Raw genomic sequence first — 15,718 nt, 5'->3', positions numbered from 1 at the left:
TGTTTTTATTATAACGGCAGTTTGTGGCAAATTAATGTCAGCTTGATGTTTTTTTGTATAAAAATAAAGGATCGGTACGCAAAACTTCAAGCACCCGCAAATTATGTTTACACCAACATGCACTGCCGCTTTCCGATCTGCATACCGACCCTTACCATCTTTCCAAACTTATATTAACTTTACTTTATGGTATACTTTTTTCCCTTTTCGGATCATCAGTTCGTTTTCCTCAAAATTCTCCCTGATGATCATCAGTTCCACCGATTCAACACGTTCATTATTAATATATACTCCACCCTGATTGACCAAACGCTTTCCTTCTCCCTTGGATGGAATAAGCTTCGCTTTCAACATCAAATCCAATACATTGATACCTTCTCCTACTTCATCAGCCGTTATTTCAGAGCTTGGCATATCCGCTGCCGCCGCACCTTTTCCGAATAGCGCTTCCGCTGCCTGCTGTGCTTTTCGGGCTTCTTCTTCACCATGAACCAATTTGGTTACTTCGTAAGCCAAGACCTTCTTCGCCTCATTGATTTGCTGTCCTTCCAGCTGTGCCAGCTTATTGATTTCTTCTAACGGAACAAAAGTAATCAATTTTAAGCATTTGATGACATCGGCATCTTGCACATTTCTCCAGTATTGGTAGAACTCATACGGGGAAGTCTTTTGAGGATCTAACCACAATGCGCCTTTTTCGGTCTTACCCATCTTTTTGCCTTCACTGGTAGTGAGTAGCGTGAAGGTCATGCCATAGGCCTCTTTCCCCTCAACTTTTCTGATTAAGTCTATGCCTCCGAGGATATTTGCCCACTGGTCGTCACCACCTAGTTGGAATGTACAATTGTATTCTTGGAAAAGTTTAAGGAAGTCAAAACTCTGCATAAGCATATAGTTAAATTCTATAAATGTGAGTCCTTTTTCCAGTCTTGATTTAAAACATTCGAAAGTCAACATGCGGTTTACAGAAAAATGCACACCGATTTCTCTTAAGAACTCAATATAATTCAAATTCAGCAGCCATTCCGCATTATCAATCATTAGCGCTTTTCCATCACTGAAATCGATAAATCTTGATAACTGTTTTTTGAAATTATTTGCGTTTTTCTGTATTTCTTCCTGCGTCATCATTTTTCTCATATCGGTTTTGCCGGTGGGATCTCCAACCATGGTGGTACCGCCCCCAATAATAGCAATAGGTCTATGCCCGGCTTTTTGCATATGGGACATGACCACCATCTGTAAAAAATGTCCTACGTGCAGGCTATCGGCTGTCGGATCAAAACCGATATAGAATGTAACTTTTTCGTTATTTAATAATTCTTTTATTTGTTCTTCATGCGTGACCTGCGCTAATAATCCTCTTTCCTTCAGCGTATCAAATACGTTGTTCATCTTTCATACCTCCATCATGTAATTTTAGCTCTTTATACAAATAAAAAAAGCCTTCTCAACCCTATATAAGGACGAGAAAGCCCGTGATACCACCTTACTTCATATATTCGGCGAACCCAAATATATCTCATTTCATCACACCGCTGTAACGGGCGGCAGCCGTCAACACCTAATATACCTTTCAGTGTGCAACTCCGGAGGGTATTTCATAACGCCATGTACTGAACCCCTCTCACCTTCCGGGATTCTCTCTGAATTGTAACCATGGATTACTACTAACTCTTTCATAGCCTTTTACCTTTTGTGTATTCTATCATATAATCCTATCTCTACACAAGGGGGTAGTTAGAATTATTTCATTTTTTCCAGAAGGTATAAAAATTATACAATACAATTTTTATAGTCATTAACCGATATCGGCAATTGCACCCCTGGCGCATATATAGAACAATGCAGTATTAATCGTTGTAACGATCATACTTGACATAATCACTGAACCGGTTCCAAAAATATCGCATAGCCATCCCCCCACTAAATTGGCAATTACCGTTCCACAAACGTTGGTAAGTGATAGTCCAATGGTAATAGAAAAGGCTCGGATGCGCTCATCGGCAAGTTTGTGCAACGCTTCAATACTTGATACATAATACAGTGCAAAACTGACTGATTGCATTATCTGAGCTACAATCATAAGAACAACATTGGTAGTAAGCAACAAAATAAACGGTCTGATGCAGGCCGTTAAAAAAGTTAATATCAGCATTCGTTCGAGTGAAATGAGATTCCGTCGAGTCGCCAGGATTATCATAGCAATAGCCTCTGTCACTGCTCCCACACCAACGATTAGACCAAAGAGTCCCGCATCTCCGTTCCTGCTTTGAACGATTAGAACAAGATAGCTTCCAACAAGGCGATGCGACGTCCAGTAGAGTAAAAAAAAAGCGACAACAATCCGATATTGACGATTTTTGACCAATGTATTAAGCGATTCCAAAAAAGTCAGTGCTTGATCTTCTTTTGTATTTGCTAAAACTTTTGAAGATTTCCGTCGGTTTTTGGGAATAATATTAGTCAAACGCCATAAAAACAAAAATATAAAAGCGAATAAAATCGCCTGCACAGGGAAGTAAATGCTATGTCCAAAATACACCCAACAGTATCCAAATACAAAAGATGTAATTCCAAAACCAATGGACCCGCCTGCTCGGATTGTTCCATAAGTAAGACGAGGATCCAGTTCTCGTGCACTATCAATCCAAGCATCAAGCAGGTAACTGAATGGCATTATGAAAACAGCCATCGCTCCGATCATTATACAAAGCCATGGAGTAGCAACAGTCCATATGGCAAAAAGTGAAAGCAATACCATCATGCCTATTGAAAAAGCCATATAGTATTTAATCGAAATAAATGTATCAACTAGATAACTTGCCATTGGCTGGATCATTATGTTTATTAGAAAAGTGAGACTAGTCACAAATCCACAGAAAAACGCGCTGTATCCTTGCTCAGTCAGGTATAGTACCATATAACTTGTATAGATGCAATATCCCCCATAGAAAAAGAATGTCATACAAAAAAAATACTGTATATTATGGGATTCTGTTTTATACATCATTGCATAGTCTCCTCAGCCTCTTCCCCCATCACTCAATATCCTCTGTTTTTATACGCAAGAATGTTAGATAATTATTGTAAATACAATTGCCATCTACCCATCCACGCTCATAAAAGCAGTAAACCCATCTTCCATCAGCCGAAGAAGCCAAATCCGAATAGCCGCCTTCATACTCAATCTGTGTTCCTTTGGACCAAGTTTGTCCATCATCGCAACTGAAACGAAGAGATAAACGCTGACGGGCATCTTCACTCCATCGTATATTTTCTCCTGCATGGATTCGTTCCAACGCCGGTTTATCTTCCCATGCACAATTGGAAAATACTATTTTATGTTGGTTAACTCTTAATAAACTGCCTGCGCAAATAGGATCCGGAAGTTGTTGATGAAGATATGTATTTCCCCACTGTTGTATACTTCCAGAAACAAAAGCTCTTTTCCGATTAAAAGGACTGCTGTGACGTAATGTAGCCAGCAGACTTCCATCTGAGCGTTCAGCAATTGCACCTTCTGTAGGGTCACATACTAGCGTATTACTATTGACAATACTGCTGCGTTGCCATGTTAAACCGTTATCGCAACTGTAAATACTTGAAAAACACGCTGGTTGATGTCCATAAGTTCCTTCACTTAACCAAATAGGAACAACCAGTGTTCCATTCAGCATTCTGATACCATGACCCGGTGCCACAGCAAAAACTGTCCATAGGTATTGTGAACGATATCCTTCAAATATATGTGTTATATCACGGGGAGAAGTCCAACTCATCCCATCATCAATACTTTTCTGATAAAAGCATTTGGAATATGATTCATTCCAAAGCATATGCACTTCACCATCCAGTCCCGCAATCATAAGCGGGTTGTGGACCATGGCTTTACCATGGCTTTCATGCAATATTTTTGTGTCAGAAAATGTCTTTCCTCCATCAATACTATATCGCAATAATAGAGCACGGTTATCCTTTTGAGAGTTGCTTCGCCCCTCGAAATATACCAAAATAGTTCCTGAACCGGTTGTAATGATACCTGGCACACGGTACGAATCATATTCTCCTGCACCACTGGTTGCAAGATCATGCTTTTGAGAAATTATTTCCACCAATACCCCTCCTTATATATATCTAATTCCAAGAAAACTTTTGCAATTAAGGAATTATTCCTATAATTTTCTTAGCCTTTACAATCTTACCGACTGCTTATCAAATAGAAGTTTAGGATAACACGTTTCTTAACAAGAATAGTTTCAGTAGGGATACTTCAGATTGATAAATACCTTATAGTTTTATTATACAGTATTAGTCTCATCTCTTAATAAGTATTAATATAAACTATTATATGTTTATATATCATTATATAACATTATATTTTTAGCGTCAATGAACTACCGATAAAAATTATTGTTGTAGGGATGGAATTTGCCTTTTCAAAGAAATGGATTTTTTCGGCCTCCGCTATCTTCCACCCAAAATTAGGTAAAAAATAATACATATCAACAAAGTTGATATGTATTATTTTTGCCATTGTATACTATAGTGGAATCTAACTTTACAAAGTGAATTTTACTTTTTAAATTGACATCTTTTCCAGAAGCCAAGCCATATTTTCTCCCAGTTTCTCCATGATGCCCATGCCTTCAGCATCCGATTCCACATCTCCAGGAGCTCCACCCATTCCCATGTTCCAATAAGTAGAACCGGGCACGATCATTTCATTAATCAAGTAGAACGCGTTAATGCTGTTGAATACATTAAGAGATCCCGCTCTTCGCACAGATACAACCGCTGCACCCACTTTTCTTTTTAACAGGTTTCCATTTCCCCTGACCACATATCCGGCTCTATCAATCAATGCTTTGAGTTCCGGCGTAATACTTGCGAAATATGTAGGGCCGCCAAGGATAATCCCATCAGCTTCCAGCATTTTTGCGATACACTCGTTTACAATATCATCGTCAAAAGCGCATTTTTTATTTAGATTTTTTCTGCATGCTCCACAAGCCGTACAGCCATGATTAATTTTTCCTGACAGCTGCACCAGCTCACACTCAATATGATTCTCCCTTAATTTACCAAATGCCCTTTCAATCAACCTTGAAGTATTCCCATCAATTCTAGGACTTCCGTTAAATGCTACAACCTTCATTAACAATACCTCCATCATATTTATTATAATAATATAATATCTAATTCGCAAGAATATGACTGCCCTTATATATTTCATTCTACTTTTAATAGGCAAAATCCTTCTTCAGAATCACACTTTTTAATAAAGAACAAATTTTGCGCGAGCTATTTCCTTATAAATAAAAATAAAAGATAATCAGAATATTTGCTATTCCGACTATCTTTTATTATTTTAACAACTTATACTCCGATGTTCAAGTAATGAATAATTACTTTCTTTTGAGCACTTTTCTAATAGCATTGATTACATCATTACTAGTTACACCGTATTTCACCGCTAACTCTTTAGGTTCTCCCGACTCACCAAAAGTATCATTGATCCCAACCATTTCAATTGGTACAGGATAGTTTTTAACAATGCATTCAGCAACAGCACTTCCCATTCCCGCATAGATTTGATGCTCTTCGGCAGTGACGATAGCACCGGTTTCTTTTGCCGCTTTAATGATGATTTCCTCATCCAATGGCTTTACCGTATGAAGATTAATAACTCGAACGGATATACCTTCATCAGCCAATATTTCGGCAGCTGCAAGCGCTTCGTATACCATTGGCCCGTTTGCGATGACTGTAATATCATCTCCATCTCTAAACATTGCGCCTTTCCCAAGTTGAAAAGGTGTAGATTCATCCGTTACAATCGGAACCGCTTCTCTTCCAAATCTCAAATAAGCAGGACCTTCCATTGCCGCGACAGCAAGGGTTGCTTTTCTTGTTTCAATAGCATCACAAGGTACAACAACTGTCATGTGCGGAAGCACTCTCATGATGGCTACTTCCTCAAGCGCTTGATGGGTTGCACCATCAGGTCCAACAGAAATCCCCCCGTGCGCACCGCCGAATTTAACATTTAAATTAGTATAACATACTGTTGTTCTAATTTGATCCCAACCTCTTCCCGAAAGAAACACGCCGTAAGTTGTAACAAAAGGAATCATTCCTGCCAAAGCCATCCCTGCTGCAGTTCCTATCATATCCTGCTCTGAAATACCCATATCAAGGAATTTTTCCGGATTCTTCTCCTGAACCCAGTTTGTTCTTGTAGATTTCGCAACATCTGCATCCATTACGATGACTCTATCATTCTTTTCTATTAATTCTAACAATGCTTCTCCATATCCATCACGTGTCGGTTTTTTTTCAATCATATTCTTATCCTCCTTTACTTTATTTCAGCTAATGCCGCTTCCAATTGTTGTTCACTAGGCGCTTGACCGTGCCATTCCGCTTTGCCTTCCATAAAAGATACGCCTTTGCCTTTAATTGTATTTGCGATAATTACAGTAGGCATCCCTTTTGTTTCTGCGGCTTTTTCATAAGCATTCAAAACTTCTTCCATGTTATGCCCATCAATCTCAATGACATTCCAATTAAAAGCTTTCCACTTGTCAGCCAATGGGTCTAATCCTTTAATCGCGTCAACCGTTCCATCCAACTGGACCCTGTTATAATCAACCATCGCACAAATATTATCAAGCTTATGATGTGCAGCTGTCATAACAGCTTCCCATACCTGACCTTCCTGCAATTCTCCGTCTCCAAGCAAACAATACACCCTGTAGTTTATATTCCTCATCTTAGCCGCCATCGCCAATCCATTTGCTATAGATAAACCTTGACCGAGAGATCCGCTGGACGAATCCATCCCCGGTACTTTATGCATATTAGGATGCCCTTGAAGCTTGCTTCCGAATTTACGTAATGTGTTCAAGTGCTCCGTTGAAAAATATCCGGATCTAGCGAGCACGCTGTATACAACCGGTGCTACATGTCCTTTTGATAGGATAAAACGATCCCTATCTTCCCATTCCGGCTGCTGCGGATTGTGGTTCATGATCCCAAAATACAAACCCACCATTAATTCTACAGAAGATAAAGAACCTCCGGGATGACCGGATTTTGCATGATATATCATAGTCAATATATCTTTTCTAATTGTCTTACACATTTCAATATGTTTTGAGATATTAGTACTCATATAAATTCCCCCTCTAATTAAGTATTTTTTAACTGGATATTTGTTATATCATATTTATACCACATAAAACAACATTTGTCCAGTAAAAACCAAAAATATATCACATAATCTAACATTTAACAATCTTTGTTAAAATACTAATTTTCAAAGGGTTTTGGCAAAGATATAACAATACAAAAATAAACACCTGCATCTAAGAGTCAAACATTTAACAACTTAACATATTTTTTCTCACTATATACAACATATAAACTTATATATTTGTGGTTTTTTGTATTATTCCCGCAATCAAAACAAAAAAAAGATATCCAAGAGGTAACCTCTTGATTATCTTTTTACGCAACTAATATTATTCAAATTCTTCAGCGTACTTCAAAATTCTCTCCATTGTTTTTTCCCAGCAAATCTGTACATCATCAAATCTCATATTGGGTATATAGTAAGTTTCCATAAGATCGTGCGCTTGTTTTGCTTCCTTAATAGTATCTATCGCCTTTGTAAGCAGCATATCAAATGTTTCCACATCATATGCCAGTGTGTCTTCATACTTACTTAAGATATTATTATTTACATAGCCGTCCAAATCCACCACTGTTCCTACATCTTCAGCCATTTCATGATACTTGTTTGAAGTAGTAAATGCTAAACTCAATGCAGGAATTACCACATGTTCGACCTTTGTGTCAGGTTCCATAGGACAGTAGTACGCTTCCACATCAAATCCTCTCTGTATTGCAGCATCTGCTACTTTTGAGAGCAATGCACCGGTGCCTGTTCCATGCGCTCCCTTGATAACGTAAATATTGTCATTTATGCCCACTACCGATTCAAGGTAATTATAGAATCCGTTTGGGGTGATTGCACTCCCAAATAATTTTCGAATATTCCCTACCCTATCACTAACGGGTATATCACCAAATTCATCAGTGATGATTTTATCTGCTTCCAGATTAACACCTGCCGCATTTACCGCTTCTTTATTAATAACGACGATATCATCATATATGCTTTTAGCTGCCGCAATATACTTATACGCTCTTGCAAATAGCTTGCCCACATTGGCATTAAGCTCTAATATCTTTTCTTTGTTTTCCCGGATTCCGTTTTCATTCCAATAATCCCCTAAGTGTAAAATTTCATCGACCGCACCAGGATTTTTGGGATCTACCACATGTGGTGCAGTGCCGTCTAAAAGAGCAACCTTGATATCTTTAATAACTATTCCATCTAATGAGTTATTATCAGAAGAACAATGCATAAATTCCACATCATATCCTCTATCCACCATCTGTGTACCGATGTTCTTCATAAACGTGCTTTTTCCGACAGGGAACATAGTCTTAATGCGAGAAAATATTTAATTATTATTTAATTGTGCATGTAAAAAACTTTGTTCTTGTAGACCTAAAATATGGGTAGGCGCTTGCCTACCCATCATGTTATTATTTATATCGCAATAAATTATTCTTTATTTTTTTGCAATGCTTTTATTGCGGATTTTTTTTCATCATTAGATAATATTTGGTTTATCACTATGTATTCCTGCCCTTCAATGATACACAGTAACCCTCTTATACCATCTGGTAAATCTATATGAAGTATATTGTCTTTTTGGTTGTTATTCAACATTAGATTACCCCCATTAATAAACTTTCATTTTAAATAATAAAAAGCCGACATGCAAGCATACACGAATAGTATATAAGTATACTATTCGGTTAGCTTGCATGTCGGCTCTCAGGCTCTTTGACATATTTATCAGCTTTTACTTCTATTTCATTTTTACAAAATTTACACTTTATATAAACCCCTTGTGCATTTGGCGCAACCCTACATAGCCGCCTAAATCCACATATGGGGCATATATACCATTTGATTCTCACTGCCCCACCTCTATTTTATATGCAAAATTAATTAATAACTATATTGCTTACTGCAGATAGGTTATGCTACAATTATATTGTCATTAGCTTCTAGTCTTTTGACAATACTCAGTGTTGTTTTTAGCACGAACCACACATAACTCTGAGTGGTTTTGCCGGATACTCTAATATCGTTTAGAGTATCCGCTACAGCGCTTTCCCATTGGCAGTGGGAAATTGCTACAGGGCGCCCTAGTTCAGCGGCTAGGGCTTCTTCTATTTTGGTCTTTGCTTCTTCTTCGTCCATTTGCAATGACCTATACACTATCCTGGCGTCCAACAAAATTCTCCTCTCTAATCGCTAGTATTTTACCAATAACTAAATTTATCTCCTGGATAATTGCGCTGATCATAAAACAAATACTTACAGTAGCGTTTATCTTCCAGGCCGAAACCGCCCACAAAAAAGATATAATTGAAAGTGCGTATTTTTTCAGTAATGATTTTTGTGATTGGTCTAGCCTGTTGCTTTTATGATCTATATAGCCAATAATTGTAACAACAATTATCAAAATAAAGAACGAGATGTTTATTGCTACTATATTCAAAGGCAAAAACTTAGCAATATATCCACTAATACTTATTATTGATGTAGTTACAATTAAGCACATATATTCATTGTTCAAATGCGGCCCTCCGGTAGTTTTCCTTAATGCCAAGAAAGATAAATATATAAGGGCCGCCTCTATCGTTGTATTGATAACGCAAGAAATCAGGAAAACTAGTATTACTGATATACAAAAACTAATATTTGTGTGTAATTTATATATAAAAATACTAATTGCTTGCTCCTGTGTAATATCCCTCCCTTTTATCGTCTTGTAATTTAGTATTATTTTATCAAATACTGAATCATCAACATTTTTACTTACATGTACAGCAAATTTTTCAATTATGCTCAAATGGAATTCGTCCTTCCTATAATTTCTTTAATTTATCCAGCAAAAACATAATTAAATCTTTTCTGCCTAATGGCCGTTTTTTGAATCCTATTTTATTCAGATTATCCAAATCAATAGAATCGTTAATCTTTTTCAACTTGCGGCAAGTACTTCCCACTGGATGCCCGAGGCCATTTTCTATTTCTTTGTAAACATTGCCAATTTCATCTTTGTCCCTCAGAAATTTCAATATCCTGCGTAAATATTGGCTATCATTAAATTTTAAATCGAGTTGATTTATTAATTCTGATATTTCTACATCGTTCTTTGGTTCTTGATCGCTCATCTCATGTAAAACAATACCCCCTTATCTATATGAATGGGGGGATACCCCCCCTCATCCTTATAGACAATCTGGTTTTTGAGGTTGATGCCACCCGCCAGTGCAAGCATTGGATACAACCGTTGCAAATAACATAACTGTTACAGTTAATGTTGTTGAAAGCCCTAAAATTTTATAAAATAATTTCATAGTATTACACCCCCTTTCTTAGTAGTAATAATGATTTATTATATTCCATCATTATCATTCTGAAGAACTTGAATGCTTTCAATCCTCTCTTTGCGAGACATCTTTTTAGACAATGCCTTAACAAAGCTTACTTTACTATTTTGCTTAAGAATATTTGAAAACTCTTCATAGTTTATTGTCCTATGGAAAGAGTTTAAAACTGCTGACAAGACAACCACTGTTTGGATAAAAAACATTGTTATATTAAAACTTAGGAAAGAAACATCTTTCTGTTTTTCTAATATTTTAATATACATATCGACAAAATTAATGCTAAAAGTGTTAACCATAAAAATCATGGATAGTGAATAAATGCAACTTACTTTACTGCGCTCATCAAGCTCAGACCATTTTTCGTTAAATAACCTATATTCAGAAAGCTCAATCTTGAATTTATAAATTATAAAAGCAATGAATATTTGAAATACTCTCATTGGAGAAGTTAATATTGCCCTGTAATCAAAAACATTTTCATATTTTATATTCGAAGCGATGTAATTCACAACACCACTCATGATCGTTTCGGAGGAATAGATGATAAACATAGCGATAAGTGCACTTGCAGCGCTTTTTCTTTTATTTAACTTAATTATAATTTTTGTAACAAAGAAATATCCAAGAGTAGAACAGAAACCTGTAATAACACGATTTGATATAAACTTATTGCTGATATATACAATAGTGATCATGATTAATGCTGAAAATAATACTGTGAAAATTGATTTAATTTTGTTTTTATTAACGCTTTCTTTAAACAATAACAGTATAATAACAAATGAAAGTATGTTTTCCGGGAAAGCCACAAATAATAGGTCTCTAATTGTTAAATTGTCCATAAAATCATCCTCCTTTGCTAGAATTATAACACGAAAGATTTTATGTTTCCATTAACAACCATCATTAATATTCTACAAAACGCCTCATTATTCGACAAACAATAGTAAAATTCTGTCGAATAAGGCGCACTTTTTTATTTCTTATATAGTATATATCGTAATTCATCTGCGACTTTTGCAACAAATTCACTATTAGAAGGTTTATATTTGAATAAGTTAATCATTTTTGCATTCCCGTTCTCCCAGGCTTCAGATATAGCTTTTCGTATGCTGCGCTCTACACTACTGGGCATAGTTTTATACCTTTTTGCCAGTTCTGGGTATACATTTTTTGTAATAGAGTCAATAATGTTCATATCTCTTATTGTCATATCAATAGCGTCTCTGACGTATAAATATCCTTTTGGGTACAAAGTTATGCCTAGATCATGAATGTATTCTGATATGATAACTTCGTTATCATGATTATTACCCGTGTTATCACTTTTAGAATATTTGCTAATAGAATTAAATAATAGCTTTATTCTTTTTGCCACAATACTTACATCTATAGGTTTAGCCATATAATAATCGGCGCCCAATATAAACGACTTTTGAGTTGTGGAATCATGGCCTATACTTGATAACATAATGTAAATTGGCTTTGGATGAATATTAGTAAACATTAGTTTTTCCAATACTCCCAACCCATCAATGTGAGGCATTACGACATCAATTATAGCAACATCCGGTATTAATTCTTTGATTAAGTCATAAGCCTCATTTCCATCATTAGCTATACCTATTACTTCAAATTCGGGCTGGCTGTTAAGATACTCCGCTAGCATATCGGCAAAATCTATATTATCATCTGCAACTACAATTCTAATTTTGTTCATATTATCATCCTCTCACGGATATTTTACATAATATTCATTATTAATTCAATTAAAATTTGAAAATTTTGTCGAATTATGACGAGTACAAACTAAGCATTACCTATAAAATATAAAAAGGGTAGGCAATAGCCTACCCTACTTTCTTATCTATCTCGTCAATCTGTCCTTGGAGATCTTCTAAACTGGAATGAGCATATACCTGTGTTGTTGCTATGCTGGAATGTCCTAATAGCCGCTGAATGGTTTCTAATGGTACCCCTTGTTTTAGTAGATGCATTGCCCGGGTATGCCGGAAAATATGCGGATGCACGTTCTTATTTATTCCAGCACTTTTCCCGGCCTTTTTAACTGCATCCTGGATAGCCTTTTTACTCAATCGGTTACCAAGTGATGATATAAACAATGCCGTATTATCATCCTTTCGAGTATCTAAGTATCTTTTGATTCTTTCTACAGCATCATGATTAAATATACAAAGTCTTTCTTTTTGCCCTTTTCCAACTACTACAAACTGTCGTTTTTCAAAATTTAGGCTATTCCGGTTTTGCTGGATCACTTCCGACAGCCGGCAGGCTGAACTATAAAAGAACGATATGAGCGCCGCATCCCGGATATTCTCTGTTTCATCTAAATATAGCAATAATTGATTATATTCTGATATATCTAAATGCTTTCTAAGCTTTCTATGATCCTTGATTTTATCAACCTTGTCAAATGGGTTTTTGCAGTCTATGTATTCCTTTTTGATCATTGTATTATAAAAAGTATTTATTGCTGCAAATTTCCGGTTTAGTGCTGCGGCTCCGTTGGTTTTTCCGGTAAGTTCTCCGGTAGCGCAGCATTGGAGAAAGTCCTCAACATCGATGTGCGTGACTTCTGAAATATGCTTACTATCGGTCTTCTCCAGGTACCGTAAAAACAATCCCAATTCACCGCGGATTGCCTTTATACTTTCTGATGTAAGGCCATTAGTGGTCCGTAGCATAATGTACCTGTCGATCAGTTTTTGGTTCTCTGTATTCATATGTGACCTCCTAGTTTTTCACACTTGAAGGAAGCCACATAGTATTATATAATAGAAATACTAATAGGCTTGCTTGCAAGTGTTTTAGTGTGGAGGAAGTCGAGTCTCTTGGCGGGGAAGCGACTTCCTCTTGCTATATATATTATACCATATTTATCCGCTAAAACAAACATTAGTTCGTACTTGTAGCAAAAGAAAAAGACAGGATTTCTCCTATCTTTGCATGCGTTAAATGAAATAAAATCAAGGATTATAAAATAGTCTAGATACGCTATCCCATTTTATTAATTTTCTTAAGACTTATTATATTGTCTGGGGTTTTCATCTTAAGTGTCCCATTATCTAAAAAACAATACTGTTCAATTTCTTCAGGATAACATGCTATTTTCTGTACGATATCATTTACTGTTAAAATTAGATTATCTAATAGTAAGTTTATTGCTTGTTTGTGAGCAAAAGGCTTCTCGGCTTTTAATGTATCGTCTAAAGGTTCTTTTCTCCAATACTGATATTTAGTCATTTGGTTCTTTAAATAAGTAATCTGGTTTTCAGATAACAAATTTAAATCACTACATCTATTTATCATACAACTCATGGCTACTTTCCATTTTTTCTTTAACATTATAAGATGATTAATAGAAGAAGAATAAACTTCTCGGCTAAATGATTCTGCCGGTAGTAAAAAGGCTGCAGCAAATTTATTCGCCTCTTCTTCAAGTCTATCATACTTTTCTTTATTGTTAAAATCTTTCTCAGAAACATGCATATGCATTAATAAATGCCCAAGCTCATGAGCTATATCAAATCTTGATCTAACTGCTGATTCCTTATCTGAACCTAAGAAAATATAAGGTATATTATTAAACCATTTAGAGAAAGCGTCAATTTTTTTATTCCCTAAATATGCTTTAGAAACCACAACTCCTTTTTCTTGGACTAAAGATGTTAAATCCTCTATTGGATAAAGACCCAAATCCCAATGTTTCCTAAGCTTTAAAGCAATTTCCTCGATATCCGATAACGATAATTCGTCATTGTATTTCTCATATTCAATACTAGGAAAATCAACATCTGGGAAATTTATAAATTGCCTTAAAAAATCATCTATTTCACTAAATATTTTTAATTTTTCCTCTGCTGCTTCTTTTGATTTAATTCTGGTTGTTTTTTTGCTTCTAAAATACGTAACTGTACTTGAATAATTATTATACCTTGAATCGATTGGTTTCTGAAAAAAAACAATTGGATAATTCAGAATATCCATTATTTTAAACATAATCGCTTCACTTGGTTCAGACGACCCTAATTCGTACTGAGAGATAGCTTGTTTTGTTACTCCAACCAAATCTGCTAGATCACTTAGCGAAAGTCCTCTTGAAATCCTAGCTTGCCTAATTCTTGCTGGGATGACTTTATTTTCAGTTTTATTGTTTTTCATGATCAACATCCTTAATAAATTTTTTTATCAACTCTTCTTTTATTGATGCCACTTTTTTCTCTTTATTTTTCTCTTTTTCTGTATTTATTACAACAATCTCGTTTTTGATATCAATTATATGATAATATTTCTTCATGTCTTCATCCGGCATCATTAAACTTAGATGAGTCAATTCATCCTCATTGACCCCATATGTAATTATCAAATAATATGGTTCTTGCCCAAAGTGTTGACCATTACTAGTATTAAATATTGTTATTTGTTGGTTGAAATCTTGATTATTATTTGCATATTTTACTCTATATGCAGATGCGTCAGGAATTTTATTGTATTTTGAAGTTTTTGAAATATTCATTAATACATTATTTGCAAATATATGTACAACTTTATATTTAAAATTATTAACTGAACGCATTTCTGAAACAAAAGGATATTTAGGGGCACTATTTAATTTTATAAAAGATCTATCAATGGCATATCTTAATATCCTACTATTAACATTAGTTTGCCCATCTGTGTCAAAAAACTTTAAATTGTTCGCCATAAACTGTCTATATGCTTCAAATGCATTTTCAAAAGCACTAAATATGTATCGACGAGATCTTAAAGGTAAAGCTTCATTCATTATGGTTTCAGCTGTTTTTGGGTCCAAAATTAACACACCTCCACTTGACGTTTTTACTATAAATAATTTTACATCATAAAATATTTAAAGTCAATATGTTTTAAATTATTTTGGTAAAATGTCAAGTGGAGTTTTTCTATCTCTACGTTAAACAAAGGTTTATTCTATGTACTGCTGTAATGCCTGATAAAACTGAATCAGTAACTCCGGCCGCAGCTGATCAACTCTCTTAATGCATTCCTTTTTCTCTTCCTCGGTCATGCTATCAAACTGTATTAGAAACTCTGTTAGCCGCTGAGATGCAAGGTATGTTTCTCTCCGGACCGTCCGGCCGTATACATGGTATTCCGGTGTCTGCTCTGACAT

At 35.6% G+C, this 15,718-nt stretch carries 18 protein-coding genes and 1 other annotated feature; all 18 genes read right to left on the bottom strand.

All coding sequences use genetic code 11. The annotated features are described in order from the left end of the window. Positions 1 to 168 precede the first annotated feature (168 nt). The 18 genes from tyrS to QKW49_RS00005 all read right to left on the bottom strand — a co-directional run bounded on the left by tyrS (position 169) and on the right by QKW49_RS00005 (position 15,718). Positions 169 to 1,395, bottom strand: coding sequence for a tyrosine--tRNA ligase (tyrS, locus tag QKW49_RS00090; RefSeq protein WP_282865557.1), 1,227 nt, complete (start codon positions 1,393 to 1,395; stop codon positions 169 to 171). Between the two features lie 64 nt (positions 1,396 to 1,459). Further along, positions 1,460 to 1,692, bottom strand: a binding site (T-box leader). Between the two features lie 109 nt (positions 1,693 to 1,801). Then, positions 1,802 to 3,013, bottom strand: a complete 1,212-nt coding sequence (locus tag QKW49_RS00085) for an MFS transporter (RefSeq protein ID WP_282865556.1) — start codon at positions 3,011 to 3,013, stop codon at positions 1,802 to 1,804. A 28-nt stretch (positions 3,014 to 3,041) separates the two neighbouring features. Next, on the bottom strand, positions 3,042 to 4,115 hold the full coding sequence (locus QKW49_RS00080) for a sialidase family protein (RefSeq protein ID WP_282865555.1): 1,074 nt from the start codon (positions 4,113 to 4,115) through the stop codon (positions 3,042 to 3,044). 467 nt (positions 4,116 to 4,582) lie between these two features. Further along, positions 4,583 to 5,158 carry a flavodoxin family protein gene (locus tag QKW49_RS00075; protein WP_282865554.1) on the bottom strand — a complete coding sequence of 192 codons (576 nt, stop codon included), beginning with the start codon at positions 5,156 to 5,158 and terminating at the stop codon, positions 4,583 to 4,585. A 250-nt stretch (positions 5,159 to 5,408) separates the two neighbouring features. Beyond that, positions 5,409 to 6,347 carry a transketolase family protein gene (locus QKW49_RS00070; RefSeq protein WP_282865553.1) on the bottom strand — a complete coding sequence of 313 codons (939 nt, stop codon included), beginning with the start codon at positions 6,345 to 6,347 and terminating at the stop codon, positions 5,409 to 5,411. A gap of 14 nt (positions 6,348 to 6,361) precedes the next feature. Continuing rightward, positions 6,362 to 7,177: a transketolase gene (locus QKW49_RS00065; protein WP_282865552.1), complete on the bottom strand. Its 816-nt coding sequence runs from the start codon at positions 7,175 to 7,177 to the stop codon at positions 6,362 to 6,364. Positions 7,178 to 7,526: 349 nt separating this feature from the next. After that, positions 7,527 to 8,486 carry an ATPase gene (locus tag QKW49_RS00060; RefSeq protein WP_282865551.1) on the bottom strand — a complete coding sequence of 320 codons (960 nt, stop codon included), beginning with the start codon at positions 8,484 to 8,486 and terminating at the stop codon, positions 7,527 to 7,529. 152 nt (positions 8,487 to 8,638) lie between these two features. After that, complete coding sequence (locus QKW49_RS00055; protein ID WP_282865550.1) at positions 8,639 to 8,806, bottom strand: hypothetical protein; 168 nt, start codon at positions 8,804 to 8,806, stop codon at positions 8,639 to 8,641. Between the two features lie 315 nt (positions 8,807 to 9,121). Then, positions 9,122 to 9,364 (bottom strand): hypothetical protein, encoded by a 243-nt coding sequence (locus QKW49_RS00050; protein ID WP_282865549.1) that lies wholly within the window; start codon positions 9,362 to 9,364, stop codon positions 9,122 to 9,124. Beyond that, entirely contained in the window at positions 9,357 to 10,001 is a 645-nt protein-coding gene (locus QKW49_RS00045; RefSeq protein WP_282865548.1) for an accessory gene regulator B family protein, read from the bottom strand. The genes QKW49_RS00050 and QKW49_RS00045 overlap by 8 nt, the downstream gene beginning before the upstream one ends. 16 nt (positions 10,002 to 10,017) lie before the next feature. Beyond that, entirely contained in the window at positions 10,018 to 10,326 is a 309-nt protein-coding gene (locus QKW49_RS00040) for a hypothetical protein (RefSeq protein ID WP_282865547.1), read from the bottom strand. A gap of 57 nt (positions 10,327 to 10,383) precedes the next feature. Further along, on the bottom strand, positions 10,384 to 10,512 hold the full coding sequence (locus QKW49_RS00035) for a cyclic lactone autoinducer peptide (protein WP_282865546.1): 129 nt from the start codon (positions 10,510 to 10,512) through the stop codon (positions 10,384 to 10,386). 38 nt (positions 10,513 to 10,550) lie between these two features. Continuing rightward, a complete protein-coding gene (locus tag QKW49_RS00030; protein WP_282865545.1) occupies positions 10,551 to 11,387 on the bottom strand; it encodes a hypothetical protein in 837 nt (278 codons plus the stop codon). 134 nt (positions 11,388 to 11,521) lie between these two features. Then, positions 11,522 to 12,265 carry a sporulation transcription factor Spo0A gene (spo0A, locus tag QKW49_RS00025; protein WP_282865544.1) on the bottom strand — a complete coding sequence of 248 codons (744 nt, stop codon included), beginning with the start codon at positions 12,263 to 12,265 and terminating at the stop codon, positions 11,522 to 11,524. 130 nt (positions 12,266 to 12,395) lie between these two features. Then, positions 12,396 to 13,289 carry a tyrosine-type recombinase/integrase gene (locus tag QKW49_RS00020; RefSeq protein WP_282865543.1) on the bottom strand — a complete coding sequence of 298 codons (894 nt, stop codon included), beginning with the start codon at positions 13,287 to 13,289 and terminating at the stop codon, positions 12,396 to 12,398. A gap of 271 nt (positions 13,290 to 13,560) precedes the next feature. Continuing rightward, on the bottom strand, positions 13,561 to 14,727 hold the full coding sequence (locus tag QKW49_RS00015) for an XRE family transcriptional regulator (RefSeq protein ID WP_282865541.1): 1,167 nt from the start codon (positions 14,725 to 14,727) through the stop codon (positions 13,561 to 13,563). Further along, positions 14,714 to 15,379: a hypothetical protein gene (locus tag QKW49_RS00010; RefSeq protein ID WP_282865540.1), complete on the bottom strand. Its 666-nt coding sequence runs from the start codon at positions 15,377 to 15,379 to the stop codon at positions 14,714 to 14,716. Before QKW49_RS00010 ends, QKW49_RS00015 begins: the two co-directional genes overlap by 14 nt. 132 nt (positions 15,380 to 15,511) lie before the next feature. Beyond that, positions 15,512 to 15,718: a hypothetical protein gene (locus tag QKW49_RS00005; RefSeq protein WP_282865539.1), complete on the bottom strand. Its 207-nt coding sequence runs from the start codon at positions 15,716 to 15,718 to the stop codon at positions 15,512 to 15,514.

The organism is Petroclostridium sp. X23 (assembly GCF_030013905.1).
In the GTDB taxonomy this organism is placed as follows: Bacteria; Bacillota; Clostridia; order SK-Y3; family SK-Y3; genus X23.
The sequence above is the reverse complement of the archived record's forward strand: the minus strand, read 5'-3'. Positions and strand labels throughout refer to the sequence as shown.